The sequence below is a fragment of the Coprococcus sp. AM14-16 genome (genome assembly GCF_003434675.1).
Lineage (GTDB): Bacteria > Bacillota > Clostridia > Lachnospirales > Lachnospiraceae > Coprococcus > Coprococcus aceti.
Genome location: NZ_QTLL01000002.1, coordinates 284,495 through 299,077, shown reverse-complemented (window position 1 = coordinate 299,077; position 14,583 = coordinate 284,495). Strand labels below are relative to the sequence as shown.

Sequence of the window (14,583 nt, the reverse complement as noted above, 5' to 3'; positions counted from 1 at the left end):
GGATCGCAGGGCAGATGTTTATTTTTTTGTAAGAAGAATTATAAGTGTTTTCAAAAACTGCTATATGGGTTATAATACTTTCAATTAAGCCTTTACAGGTTCAGGATAATCAACACCGAAGGTCTCGACTGTTACAGTCTTCATCTTCTGTTCCTGACGAGGCTTGTCATTGTAGTCAGTTGGCACATTTGCAATCTTGTCTACGATGTCAAGTCCCTCGATAACCTTACCGAAGGCAGCGTAAGCACCGTCCAGATGAGGAGATGTCTTATGCATGATAAAGAACTGTGAACCTGCTGAGTCAGGCATCATGGAACGGGCCATTGACAGCACTCCGGGAGTGTGAGCCAGATCGTTCTTGAATCCGTTCTGTGAGAATTCACCTTTGATTGAGTATCCAGGACCGCCGATGCCGATTCCCTGAGGGTCTCCACCCTGTATCATGAAGCCTTTTATTACACGATGGAAGATTATTCCGTCATAGAAGCCTTTCTTGATCAGTGAGATGAAGTTGTTTACAGTGTTTGGAGCAATGTCAGGATAGAGTTCTGCTTTCATGACATCGCCATTTTCCATAGTGATAGTAACTATTGGATTTGCCATGTATATCATTCCTTTCTTGGTATAAGATAGGGTAATGATAACATCAGTTAACAGAACAGGCAAATGAAATTTGCAGATACAGAAGGAGAAAGAGATGGATTGGAGAAACATAGCAAGACCCGTTATTATAATAGCGCTGGCGGTATGTCTGGTGCTGTTCGGGGTATACAAGGTTAAGGAGACGTATACCGGATTTATGCAGGAATACGAGGGCACCTACAGTGCCGGCGGCGGAGAGAAGATCGAGGTTACCATACCTGAGGATACATCTGTCAAGGAGGCAGCATCTATACTTAAAGATGCGGGGCTTATAAAGTATAAGCTTGCATTCCAGCTCAGAATGACCGGCTCGCAGTACAGCCACAGTCTTCAGCCGGGTACTTACACACTCACAACAGGTATGTCGACATTGGATATGATAAAGACTCTGTGTTACGTGGAGTCGACCAGAGAGGTAAAATATACACTGACAGTTCCTGAGGGATTTACGGTTGAACAGATCGCTGACAGATGCGAGGAGCTGGGCTTCTGCTCTGCAAAGGAGTTCCTTGAGGCGTGCAAGTCGGGAGAGTTTGAGTATCCGTTTGAGATACCTTCATCGGAAGTCAAGTACGCATTACAGGGCTTCCTGTTCCCTGCTACTTACGACATATATGCAGATATGACTCCAAAGGAGCTCATACAGGACATGATAGACAAGTTTAACAGCATTTACACAGATGACTTCAGGAAGAAGGCAGAGGAGCTTGGATATACAGATTTTGAGGTTCTCACCATGGCTTCCATAGTTGAGAAGGAGTGTAAGCTGGATTCAGACAGAGCGATGGTTGCGGGAGTATTTATCAACAGATTGAATGATGACATGCCTCTTCAGGTAGATCCATCTGTTCTCTATGTTGTGACTGACGGTCAGTACAATCAGGCAGAACTGTCATATGATGATCTGGAGGTTGATTCACCGTACAATACCTACAAGTACACAGGACTTCCTGTCGGCCCTATATGTAATCCGGGCGAGGCATCCATAGAGGGTGTCCTGAATGCGGTTAAGCATGATTACTACTACTACCTGACATCAGATGAGAGCCAGGGAGCATGTATCTTTAATAAGACATACGAGGGACATCTTGCTGACATAGAAAAGGCTGATGCAGCCAAGGCGGAAAAGGAAGCTGCAGAGGGTGATGGATCAGAAGATGGCTCCGATGAAAGCACTGATTCAGAGTAAAAAAATATAGACAAAATTATATAGCGAAAATTATCTAAAAGGGTATAAACTGCTTGCGATATATAGACTTTTTATATATAATAAAGGAGTATGTACCCTTTTGGGTTTTTATGCATCTAGTTATGCGCTTATGGAGGTGCGATAGGAGGAATATTTGATGAGGAAAATAAGTTTCAAGGTAAGAAATATCGGCTCTGAGAAATATTTGTCATATATTCTGAATGATGATTGTGAGTTTGACGAGGAGTTATTGGATTATCTGGAGGAGAACCGGATTCCTGAGCTCATTGATATCATTTATGAAGAGGATGATGAGAACGATTATCTTACATATAACGTTACAGGCAGGACAACGGTTGACGCACTCCTTTCGAATACGGTAAATGCTGAGAAGATATTGGGGATAATCAGAGGGGTAGCTTCTGGTATAGTTAATTTACGTGATCTTGGAATACCGGCATCATATGTGGTTCTTCACAAGGACTTTACATATGTTAATCCGGTTACATACGATGTTGGAATGTTATGTGTTCCAGTTGAGTCAGAAGCCAATATCAATGCCGAATTCAGGATGTTCGCAAAGGACTTGCTGACGAGCGTTATTTATGATGACAGTGAGGATTGCAACTATGTGGCAAAGCTTCTCAATCTGTTGAATGCAGACAAGTTCACAGTGAGAAACTTCTATGCACAGCTCACAGAGCTTATGGAGTCTGCAGGAATGCAGGTGGAGGAGAACTTCGTTGATATAGGATCAGATATGTCGGTTTCACAGTCTTCAGTTGACACGGTGGAATCTGATACAAGTATGGATGATCTGCCTGAGTTTGAGGACGTATCATTTGGCGATGATGAGGAAGACGAGCTTGATGAGGTAGAGGAGATCAGCGACGAGGCGGCCGCAGCGAATGCAATATTCAAGGATCTTGATTTTGATTCGGATGAGACGAAGAAAGAGAATGTATCAAGCGAGATAGATATGTCGGTATTTGATGACAGCGTTCTTGAGGAGCTCGAGTTAGATGAGAGCCTTGATGAGGAAGAAGAGGACGACGAGGAGGGCATGACAGAGGCTCTCACATCAGATATGGCAGTACATGAGCCATCAGGACTTACAGAGGTTGCAAAGGCTGCCGATGGAGTTACGGAGGTTGAGCTTGACAAGAAGGATGAGCAGAAGCCGGTTCTGATATCTACGGACGAGCCTATGGATAATCCACCTGTTGTTAAGAATATCAAGATCAACCGTGCGAAGATCATACAGAAGGCGGTTGCTGAGACAGAGGAAGCTCAGATAGATAACCCTACAGAACAGATAGTTGCACCACAGTTCATGAACGGTGACCAGCCGGAGCCTGAGACGAATATGGATCCGGTGAAGGAGAAGGCAGAGGAGCCTGAGCAGAAGGGCACAGGAAGCACTGTTGAGCTGACCGGAGGAATGAACGTAGTTAAGGATACCGAACCTGAGAAGGCAGCGGTTAACAAGAACGCTCCAAAGGCTATGCCATATATAGTCCGTGTCAACACAGGCGAGCGAGTTATGGTCAACAAGGCTGTGTTCAAGATAGGAAAGGCGGCAAGAGGTGTTGATTACCATGTCGGTGGTAATGGGGCCATCAGCAAGGTACATGTCATCATCTACCAGAGAGAGGATGGATGTTATCTGAAGGATAACAAGGCGACAAATGGCACATATCTCAACGGAGCGCGCCTGGATGAGAATGCAGAGCAGAAGCTTTCAAACGATGCCATGATAAGCATCGGTGGAGAGGACTTTATCTTCAAATTAAGTTAATATACACCACCCACGATGTGGGATAAGAGCAGGTAGCAATACCTGCTTTTGGTGTTTGAATGAAGGAATAATTTTTGACGGAAAATATGCGGATTTAGACGAAAGGGATTGAAAAAATGAACAGAGAAAAGGTTGTTGTAGTTCCGGCGGGGGAAACTTACAGAGTGAGTTACAGTCTGGATATCAGTGATGTGATAGATGCTAAAGTGTATGATATGAGCAGAAGCGGATCTATGCCTGAGATGGCACCGTGTGACATGCAGGAGAATGCCGGAGTCAGGGTGTTCAATTATCAGATCGATGACAAGAAGCCTCTTGCGGAGATACTGAGACAGGAGATGAACAAGAAGGAGATACTCACACTTCTGTACAACATTCTGCATGCACTGGAGATGTTTGGTAAGAATATGGTTTCGCTCAGCTATGTTGCAAGGGACGAGCAGTGTGTATTTGTATCGCCTGAGACATACGATGTCTGCTTTATTGTCGCTCCGGTACAGAAGGAAGTGACAGATCTCAACGATGTCAGAGCATTTGTGAAGTCGGTGATAGTTGATGCGAGATACTCAGAGAATGACAATGACAATTACGTAGCACGCCTTATAAACTGTGCGAATATGAGAGGTACATTTTCAAACTCGGACATGAAGAACGAGGTTAAGGCGATGCTTGCAGAAGCAGGCATAGACGCTGCTGAGATAGACAGAATGAAGGAGCTTTCCACAAATGCTCCAAAGGGTGGCAACAGCCACATACTTCGAGGTGAGTCACCTAAGGTGAGCAGACTCGAGGTTATGAGAAATAATGCGAGAATGAATGGATATGCACAGCCGATGGGACCAAACGGCCAGATGCCAAACGGAATGCCACCGATGGGAATGCCACAGATGGGAATGCCACCGATGGGACCGAACGGCCCGATGGGATCAAATGGTCAGATGCCGAATGGCAAGGTTCCGAACGGAATGCCGCCAATGGGCATGATGCCGATGGAACCAAACGGTCCGATGCCAAACGGCTCAATGGGACCAAATGGCCAGGTGCCAAACGGAATGCCACCGATGGGCATGCCGCCAATGGGGCCGAATGGCCAGGTGCCAAACGGCCCAATGGGACCGAATGGACAGGCACCGAACGGAATGCCACCGATGGGCATGCCGCCAATGGGACCGAATGGCCAGGTGCCAAACGGAATGCCACCGATGGGCATGCCGCCAATGGGACCGAATGACCCAATACCAAACGGCCCAATGGGACCAAATGGAATGCCACCGGTAGGCGTGCCACCGATGGAGGAGCCAATTAAGCCTGAGGTGGCTGGAGCACAGCCGCAGAGTGATAAAACGGAGAATGATGAGGCGGTTGAAGCAGAAGCACAGGATGCCAAGCCGGAGGTTGTAGAGCCTGTTGTGACAGAGCCGCAGGATGTCAAGCCTGAGCCAGCAGAGCCGGTTGAAACACAGCCACAGGAGATAAAGCCAATACCTCCAATGCAGGGCAACCCATTTGGAGGAAACCCGATTCCACCAATGCCACAGGCGCAGCCAATGCCGCAGATGCAGCCGGTGCCACCAATGCCACAGATGCAGCCGGTACCACCAATGCCGCAGATGCAGCCGGTGCCACCAATGCCGCAGATGCAGCCGGTACCACCAATGCCACAGACACCACCGATGCCACAGGCACAGCCAGTGCAGGGCAATCCATTTGATGGAGCACCGGCACCATATTTCCTTAGGGTGAAGACGGGCGAGAGAATAAGCTTGGACAAGGCAGAGTTCAAGATCGGACATAAGGCAAGACTTGTGGACTATGCGATTACTGACAATTCAGCTATAAGCAGAGTTCATTGTGTCATCACCAAGAGAAATGGAGTGTGCTTCATCAGGGATAACAAGTCTACAAATGGTACATTTGTGAACGGAGAGGAATTGAAGGCGGGCGAAGAAAAGTTCCTGACGAACAATGCGATCGTTATACTCGGGGATGAGGAGCTTGTCTATCACATTAGATAGAATATCCGCAACGAAAGTTGAGACATAAATATTGGGAGGAATGTATATGGGGTTTAGCGCAGTATACAATACAGACGTAGGAATAAAGAAAAAGACAAATCAGGATTCGCTGGCGATCAAGATAGCGGATACTCCAAATGGACAGGTCGTGTTCTCCCTCGTATGTGATGGCATGGGAGGTCTGGCAAAGGGAGAGGTTGCCAGCAAGGAAGTCATAACAGCTTTCTGCAACTGGTTTGACACACAGTTTGTTGAGATGGTTGACAACAACAGCTTTAGTGAAGAGCTGCTGAGATACCAGTGGATAAGACTTGCCGTGGAGCAGAATGAGAAGATCAAGGCGTATGGCGAGCAGAATGGATTTATGCTTGGTACGACCATTTCTGCGATCCTCATATACAGAGGAATGTACTACATTCTCCATGTTGGAGACAGCCGAGTGTATGAGATCACTTCAGGGATAAGGCAGCTTACCGCAGATCAGACGCTTGTTGCAAGGGAGATCGCAGCGGGAAGACTTACACCGGAGCAGGCGGAGACGGACAGCAGACGAAGCGTACTTCTCCAGTGTATCGGAGCTTCACCTGTGGTGGAACCGGATTTCGTAGTTGGGCAGGCAGCTTCCGGAGCGCATTACATGCTGTGTTCTGATGGATTCAGACATAAGATAACGCCTCAGGAGATGATAGAGAGACTTGGCCCGGGAACATGCGTCGACGAGGCGAAGATGAAGGAGGGCTGTGAGTTCCTCACAGAGCTTGTGAAGTACAGAAAAGAAACGGATAATGTAACAGTAGTGCTTATTAAATCGGAGTAATGGGGATCGATATATGACAGAGTTAGGAACGGTATTAGACGGAAAATACGAAATACTTAAAAAAGTCGGTCAGGGTGGTATGTCAATAGTTTATCTTGCCATGGATAACCGACTTAATAAACAGTGGGCTGTAAAGGAGATCAAGAATGATGGCTCCAAGAGTACAGCCACACTCTTAAAGGGATTGGAGCGAGAAGCAAATATCCTCAAGGATGTGGATCATCCGGTACTGCCACGAATCGTTGATATCATCAATGAGAATGGCACGATCTACGTTGTCATGGACTTCGTAGAAGGACGTCCACTCAGCGATGTGCTCAAGGCGGAGGGAGCACAGCCACAGGAAAAGGTAATCGAATGGGGCAGGGCGCTTGCCAGTGCACTTGACTACCTGCATTCCATGAATCCGCCGATCATATACAGAGATATGAAGCCTTCAAATGTCATGCTGAAGCCGGATGGCTCGGTAAAGCTTATCGACTTTGGAACGGCTAAGGAATACATAGTGGAGAACAATGCGGATACCACGGCTCTTGGAACAAGAGGCTATGCGGCACCGGAGCAGTTCGGTGATGCGCAGGGACATGGAATCTACAACACGGATGCAAGAACAGATATTTACAATCTGGGAGCAACGCTCTATCACCTTGTTACCGGCAAGAATCCATGTGAGCCTCCTTACGAGATAAAGCCTATCAGACAGTGGAATCCGATGCTCTCATCAGGATTTGAGAGAATTATACAGACGTGCTGTCAGCCGAGTCCTGAGGACAGATATCAGTCCTGTTCAGAACTGCTGTATGCGCTGGATCACTACAACGAGCTCGACGATGCATACAAGGCAAAGGCAAAGCATAAGATAGCAGCGTTCTCAGTGGTTGCGGGATTATCGATACTCTCAGCGTGCTGTGCTGTGATAGGCGGAGTAAAGAAAGGCCAGCTCAAGGATCTTGATTACAACAACAAGGTCAACGAGGCGAGGGATGCAGTCGACGAGGGCGATTACAACAAGGCATTTGAGTGCTATAAGGCGGCTGTCGACATAGACCCAACCGCATCGGATGCCTATATAGGCTACATGGAGACATATGCTTACTATTATACAGAGGACGATGGAAACACTTCGGCCAACACCGAGACGGCGGCAGAAAAGGGAATAAGACTTGCACTTAAGAACAAGGACGAGATAAAGGACGACGTAAAGTTCAAGATAGCCATGTTGTATTACGACGAGGTCAAGGACTACAGTGCGGCCAAGAAATATTTCAATATGGTTGATGAGAGCAAGGACTTCCCGGATCAGGCAAAGCAGGCAAAGTATTACGCTGCGATATGTGACAGCAAGATAAACAAGTCTGCAAGCTTTGATACGAACAAGGAAAATATATTTGCATTCCAGGATTACAACAGTGACAACATAGATGACACCAATCCTGACAAATACACCAATTACCTCAACATAGCTTACATATATCTTGGCGAGATATCCAATGATCCGGAGCTTGCGAACAGAATAGAGGTGCTGATGGATGAGGCGATGAAGAACCTGGACGACAACGCAGAGGTGCTGAACAGCCAGTTCCCGGCGGACAGAGGCGTAAAATACTACAATGGCCAGTATTCAGGAGTTATGTACTCGGTATATACAGAACTTGCCGAGAATGCGGATGATGCGGGCCAGCAGTTACATTATTACAACTCTGCGGCGAACAGTGCAGCGCTTTATCTGAACAGTCTGGATATAGAGGGCGAGAATGCGACAGAGACATCCAAGAAAGCATATTCAGAATACTCGGTGAACGAGGCTGAGACTTATATCAAGATGGCAGAGAACAGCGGCGATGACAGCTACTATGATGAGGCAGAGAGAATATATGGCAACGCTGAGACTACACTTGGAACCGATGACAACGCAGCGGTCGTGTACGTAAGCCATCTGAGCTATCTGGTCGATAGATATTCGAATAAATTTGGAAGCGATTCGGCATCATGGAATGCCAGTGCCACAAGGGCTGTGAGGAAAGTGTACGAGAACGGTAACAAAGTTCCGGCACTTGCAAATGGTCTTAAGCAGGGATGGCAGTCGTTATCCAATGACCTGACAGTTAAGAGCATAGTAAATGGCAGTTCAAGGTCAACGAGCGAGTAAGGGAGGAGTGAAAGGTTATGGCAACAGTTTATAATGTAATGTTATATGGCGGCCTGGCACTTGCGATCGTATTCGCTATTGTGGCGGTGGTACTGTTCTTTGTGTTAAAGATACCGAAGGCGGTGGGAATTGCCACAGGCTCAACAGCCCGTAAGAAGATCGATGAGATCAAGGAGAAGGGCTATGAGAGTGTACAGGGAGGCGGTGCCTCCAAACAGGAGGCGATCAAGAACCATACATCCAGAATTTCGGTAAGGGATGTAAAGTCAACTGCAGCCGAAAAACATTCTGAAAAGGGAATGGCAAATTACGAGAAAGCGATAGCTGATCTCGGGAAAAAGAGACTGGAGGATGAAGGCGAGACTGCAACTGATATTCTCCGCGATGATGCCGAGGAGGCAACAGATATTCTGAGGGAAGACGAAGAGAATCTTGATATCAATGGCAGCAGCTTTGAGGAGGCGACAGACATCCTCAGAGAAGATGCGGATGAGGAAGCAACGGATGTACTCAGAAATGACGAGGCAGACGAGGAAGCAACGGACATACTCAGAAGCGATGACGCAGACGAGGAAGCAACGGACATACTCAGAAGCGATGAGGCGGACGAGGAAGCAACGGACATACTCAGAAGCGATGACGCAGACGAGGAAGCAACGGACGTACTTAGAAGCGATGACGCAGATGATTCCACAGCCGTTCTTCAGGGAGGACGCGCAGCGAGCTCGGTAAGAATGATAAAGAATGTAATTATAGTACATTCCGATGAAGAGATATAGGAGGAGAGGGACATGAAAAAGGTTATGCAGAATAAATCACTTTTGCATCGACTGATCGCGCTTACGATGGCGGTAGTTATGACACTCACTCTTGTGGCGATCGATTCACATTTTCATTTGTTTGCGGAGGAGGAAGATATACAGACCATAGATGTAACGGCCATTGTAAAGGGCGATAAGGCGGATATGGTGTATGGCTTCAAGGATTTTGACAAGGCAATAAAGTTCAAGATCAAGTCCGACAAAGTTGACGGAATCGACAGTAGCAAGTTAGGAGTGGCTGTTTACAAAGGAGCTACAGCGGACGATAAGATCGCTACAGCCACAGATGCAGCAGGAAAGCTTGTCACATTTGATAATGTGTATGAGCTGAAGAATGACACAGCAGTACAGAAGATAGCTATTTACTATTATACAGGTACTGATGAGAGCGGTGATTTCGAGCTGCTTGGAACCATAAAGGTTGCCGTGGATAAGCAGGCACCTACAATATCGGTTGAGGCTGATGATAACTACAACCTTCACAACAAGGTGAGCGATGGCTATTATCTCCTGAACCTCACAAGCAGTGATGCCGACAGAACATTTGTGATAGACGCCAAGGATACCACAGATGCAGCAGAGGAAAATGCCACAGGAATAGACTATGTGGAGTATTCATCAGACAATGGAAAGACCTGGAGCAAGACTGAGAGCACATCCCAGTTTGTTGCACCTGATAAGAGTGGAACATACAAGTTCAGAGCGGTCGATGTTGCAGGAAACAAGTCAGAGGAGACCAGTGTTATCGTCAAGAAGCTCAACGGAGCTCCTGTCATAACAAGTGTTACCCCTGAGATCATACAGAAGAACGGAGTGGATTACAGATTCCCTCAGCTCAAGGTAGATGATGCTTATAAGTTCACTGTACAGGTGAAGAAGGTTACAGTCGGCAGTGATAACACTGAGATAGATGACGTGAGCCTGTACTACGAGCTTACGGGTGCAGCTTCAGCAGTGGAGTGCACAGGCAAAAAGGCTGTGTCCGGCGGATATGAATATGAATTCGAGATAAGTGCACAGTGGTTCAAGAAGGACAATGCAGACAATGCAAAGAAGCTTGTCATTTACGCCAAGGAGAACGAGTTTGGCAATAACTCAGTCGGCGCAGATGAGGATGGCGACATTGTATTTGTAAAGGAAGGAAAGCCTGAACTCACAGTTACAGGCGGTTCCACAAGCTATGTGAAATCCACAAAGCTGACAGTGAAGGCAACTGGAGAGTATTCTTACATAGACACCGTGTCATACAGCGTGGATGGCAAGAAGGAAACGATACTTGAAAAAGGAAACAAGTTCACATACAGCAGCGATGTCCGTGTGAGCGGTGGAGATGTACAGGATTCAACAAAGTCAGACATATATCTGGCTGATGGAGAGCACACCATCACATTTGCGGCAAAGGACTTCGCCGGAATAGAGGGCAGGATCGAGACTGTTGTCAAGGTGGATAACACAGCACCTGTTGTAAAGGTTACGGACAACGCCGGAACAGACAGGACAAACAATGATCAGCAGTATACAGTCACAGACGCAAAGGAAGCTGTTCTTAATATAAAGTACAGCGATGCCACATCAGGTGTTGCATCGGCGGTCGCTTCACTCAAGAAGGCAGATGCAAATGGATCATATACATCGGTCAAGAACTGGTATTCAACATCTACAGGTGACAATGGCCTGCAGAGCGGAAAAGAGATAAGCATAGATGGTTCAGGAAGTTATGTCCTGACAGTTGTGGTAACTGACGAGGCTGGAAATAAGACAGAGACGAACACATATGTGTATGTCAATGTGGATGGCCTTTCAGGAGAGAAGTTATCTGTGAACGGTACAGATGCTGACAACGGCGCTATATTCTGGAGAAATGATGATACTCTGACTGTAGAGGGTGCAGTATCAGGCTTCCAGCTTGCAGCAGATGACGCAAAGCTGGTGATCACCAGAACATCATTTGCAGGAAAGAAGGATAAGGCAGTTGAGGTAAAGGGTACAGTTGCCGCTGCATATGACAAGAATACGGTCAACATATCCTACGAGCTTCCAGATGAGGGTGTGTACGAGATCTCACTCATGGCGAGAATACACGATCCGAACAATGCTGACACGAAGTTCAAAGAAGTACAGAGCATAAAGGTTTACTATGATAAGACTGCACCGGCAAATGTGAAGCTGGAGTGTGTCAACTCAAAGTACGACAAGGGATCAACATTCTATTACAGCTCAAAGAGCGATGTGAAGATCGAGATCACAGGTTCCGATAACGATGACAGCAATGGCAAGGTTACATATACAGTAGGCAGAAGCAGCGCAGCCGGATCACAGGACATTACAGGAAGCATTAATGTATCAGGAAATGATATAGAAAAGACACTGGATGCAAAGGCCCTTGGCATAACAGATGAAAATACAGAGTACACGATGACTGTTAAGCTGAAGGACAGAGCAGGAAACGAGAGCAAGGCCAGTCAGGAGATACACCTGATAGTTGATACCGTCAAGCCATCAGTGTCAATAGATGGAACTGCCGGCGGAAAGCTGATAAATTACTGGAATAACAGCAATGTGACCATAACAGCAAGGGGAACTGACAATTACTTCGTGGAGAAGTTCGTTGTGACAGGAACACGCGATGGCAGGAGCATAAGCAAGTATGAGCTGGATGCGGATTACACTGCAAATGCAGCAAAGTCCACAACATTCAGAGAGCCTGGACTTTATAATATCACGATCGTTGCTGTCGATGAGGTTGGCAATGAGTCGGGTAAGGCAACAACTTCATTTGTAATAGATAAGAAGAGCCCTGAGATATCAGTTGTGTCCGGTGGAAGCAGCAGATTCCTTAACAGGAGCAGAACTATTACATTTGGCATAGAAGACGATTATGGAATGGATACACAGAATGCGACGCTTAAGGTGCACTACAAGACCTACAGTGATTCAAACTGGTCAGAGACCACAGTTCCGTTCCAGACAGCAGATGGCAAGACCACTGCAGCATATAAGATGACAGCCAAGGGCGGCAAGGCAACTGTATATTATTTCACAGTTGAGGGAGCCGATAATTCCGGCAATGCACTGAAGCCGGCAGCAGACGAGGCGTTCGGTGTTCAGGAGGGCACAAGTGCTCTCAAGACAAAGAATTATTACGTCGACACCACAGAGCCACTTGTGTATGTGGACGATGATCCTGAGTACAGACTGGATAATAACAATTACTTCAAGACTTCAATATCATTCAGAGTTGGTGTGGAGGAACAGTTCAAGTCGCTTCAGAACACTATTATCACAGAGAATGATGGAAAAGTAGCAGTGGATGAGAATCCGCAATACTTCTATATAAAGAGTAACGGCGGAACATGGGGCAAGAAGTACACATATGATAAGGAAGGTGAGTATGATCTCACCATGACCGTTACCGACAAGTGTGGAAATGAAGGAACAACAGGAACCCATTTCTACATAGACAAGCACAAGCCTGAGATACAGCTTGGAAATGTCAACACTATAAACAACAGCGATGTGACAGTCCCTGTAACACTTACAGATAACATGAGAGGTGGAAAGTACACCATTCATGTAGTCAGAACAAATGAGGGTGGATCTGTTGTAGAGAACAGAGATATCAGAAAGAATGTTACCTGGGGAACAAAGGGCGATGGAGTCAGCACAGTCAGAGAGGTACTCAGCGGTGTGACATTTGACGCCCAGGGCGATTACACAGTCACCGTGTCCGCAGAGGATAAGGCGGGCAACAAGGCTGTGACCAGAACAGTGAAGTTCAGAATCGATAAGACTGCACCGGTTATATCGATTTCAGGAATGAACGACAGACAGACAACGGCGGTAAATGCAACCATCAGCATAGATGAGGCATTCTCATTTGCATATGAGAACAACAATCTTGCCGCAGATGCATTTAACGTGACAATAACCAGAAAGACGGACGGAACAGCGGCATCGAATATCGCTACGCTGGGAACAAGCAGCTTCTCAGGAAGCAATCCACATACCGCAACTTACAACTTTACAGAGGATGGCGAGTACACGATCACAGCAAATGCAAGAGATCTTGCAGGAAATGTGGCAGCCAGCCAGACCAAGACCTTCAAGGTTGACTCAAAGGCACCTGTTGTAAAGGTGAGCGCAGTGGATAAGGACAACAAGGAAGTAAAGAATTACGACCCAATAGGAAGTATGGATTCTTCCGCACCGAACTATGTTGATATGTCACTGAGCGTTCAGGAGTCATTCTTCTCGACAGATGATGTGAAGATAACCGTGAAGAAGGACAGCAAGGATGTGTCATCATCATACTTTACAAATTACAGCAATTCTTCAGAGCTCAGCACAGGAAGCCAGAGATTCTCTGAGGATGGTGTATACGAGGTGTCAATAACAGCGCAGGATGAACTGGGAAATAAGGCTGATGATTACAGCCTGGTATTCACAGTCGATAACACACCACCTGAGCTCAAGGCTACATCGACACTTGCCGGATTCATGAGCAAGAGCATTGCAAGCGATGACGGAACACTGCTTCTCAATGCATCAGATTTTGCTGATATACGAGACAAGGGCTACGAAGCACTGTGGGATGTAAGTGATACTTCAGACTTCTCGGTTGACGCCAAGATAGACGGAGTAAATCTTATCGATTTCTCAGATATGACAGACGGATATCACAAGATAACACTTACAGTAACTGACAAGGTTGGACACACGGCAACACAGGAATTTGATTATACGTATGATGGTACTGCACCACGAATCATCATAACAGGTGTTGAGGATGGAGAGACTCTCAGAGAGCCATTCAACATGACGATAGGTCTTGAGAATGAGGAAGACGAGATCACATCCATCGTTATAAATGGCAATACCATAGATCCTGCAAGCTATCAGGCAGATAACAAGTATGAGATGCAGGTAGACCAGTATGATACATACACGGTTGAGGTAACAGCCCAGGATAAGGCCGGTAATATAGCGACAACATATGACAGAGAGACCGGAGAGGTATTCACCTTCAAGCTCAGCGAAAAGATGTCACCGGTTGTGCTGATCATAATAATAATCGCAGCGATCCTGCTTCTTGCATTGCTTGCATTCATCATCATAGCTGGCAGAAGAAGAAAGAAAAACGCCGCTGTTTAAT

At 46.5% G+C, this 14,583-nt stretch carries 8 protein-coding genes; 7 read left to right on the top strand and 1 reads right to left on the bottom strand.

Translation table 11 applies throughout. The features are described from left to right. Positions 1–84: 84 nt before the first annotated feature. A complete protein-coding gene (locus tag DW159_RS07480; RefSeq protein ID WP_015534342.1) occupies positions 85–603 on the bottom strand; it encodes a peptidylprolyl isomerase in 519 nt (172 codons plus the stop codon). 94 nt (positions 604–697) lie between these two features. Here DW159_RS07480 and mltG point away from each other — a divergent pair, with 94 nt between their 5' ends. From mltG to DW159_RS07445, 7 genes are all read left to right on the top strand, one after another. Further along, on the top strand, positions 698–1,831 hold the full coding sequence (mltG, locus tag DW159_RS07475; protein WP_055146128.1) for an endolytic transglycosylase MltG: 1,134 nt from the start codon (positions 698–700) through the stop codon (positions 1,829–1,831). Between the two features lie 157 nt (positions 1,832–1,988). Further along, on the top strand, positions 1,989–3,629 hold the full coding sequence (locus tag DW159_RS07470) for a DUF6382 domain-containing protein (protein WP_117549803.1): 1,641 nt from the start codon (positions 1,989–1,991) through the stop codon (positions 3,627–3,629). Positions 3,630–3,745: 116 nt separating this feature from the next. After that, entirely contained in the window at positions 3,746–5,644 is a 1,899-nt protein-coding gene (locus DW159_RS07465; RefSeq protein WP_117549801.1) for an FHA domain-containing protein, read from the top strand. 46 nt (positions 5,645–5,690) lie between these two features. Beyond that, positions 5,691–6,461 (top strand): PP2C family protein-serine/threonine phosphatase, encoded by a 771-nt coding sequence (locus DW159_RS07460; RefSeq protein ID WP_117549799.1) that lies wholly within the window; start codon positions 5,691–5,693, stop codon positions 6,459–6,461. 13 nt (positions 6,462–6,474) lie between these two features. Further along, entirely contained in the window at positions 6,475–8,610 is a 2,136-nt protein-coding gene (locus DW159_RS07455; RefSeq protein WP_117549797.1) for a serine/threonine protein kinase, read from the top strand. Between the two features lie 17 nt (positions 8,611–8,627). Continuing rightward, a complete protein-coding gene (locus tag DW159_RS07450) occupies positions 8,628–9,389 on the top strand; it encodes a hypothetical protein (RefSeq protein ID WP_117549795.1) in 762 nt (253 codons plus the stop codon). Positions 9,390–9,401: 12 nt separating this feature from the next. After that, positions 9,402–14,582, top strand: a complete 5,181-nt coding sequence (locus DW159_RS07445) for an Ig-like domain-containing protein (protein WP_117549793.1) — start codon at positions 9,402–9,404, stop codon at positions 14,580–14,582. Position 14,583: the final 1 nt, after the last annotated feature.

Bases quoted from the DNA above. Each gene is read 5' to 3' on its own strand.
- DW159_RS07445 (WP_117549793.1), top strand. From the start codon at position 9,402: ATGAAAAAGGTTATGCAGAATAAATCACTTTTGCATCGACTGATCGCG.
- mltG (WP_055146128.1), top strand. From the start codon at position 698: ATGGATTGGAGAAACATAGCAAGACCCGTTATTATAATAGCGCTGGCG.
- DW159_RS07480 (WP_015534342.1), bottom strand. From the start codon at position 603: ATGGCAAATCCAATAGTTACTATCACTATGGAAAATGGCGATGTCATG.
- DW159_RS07460 (WP_117549799.1), top strand. From the start codon at position 5,691: ATGGGGTTTAGCGCAGTATACAATACAGACGTAGGAATAAAGAAAAAG.
- DW159_RS07455 (WP_117549797.1), top strand. From the start codon at position 6,475: ATGACAGAGTTAGGAACGGTATTAGACGGAAAATACGAAATACTTAAA.
- DW159_RS07470 (WP_117549803.1), top strand. From the start codon at position 1,989: ATGAGGAAAATAAGTTTCAAGGTAAGAAATATCGGCTCTGAGAAATAT.
- DW159_RS07450 (WP_117549795.1), top strand. From the start codon at position 8,628: ATGGCAACAGTTTATAATGTAATGTTATATGGCGGCCTGGCACTTGCG.
- DW159_RS07465 (WP_117549801.1), top strand. From the start codon at position 3,746: ATGAACAGAGAAAAGGTTGTTGTAGTTCCGGCGGGGGAAACTTACAGA.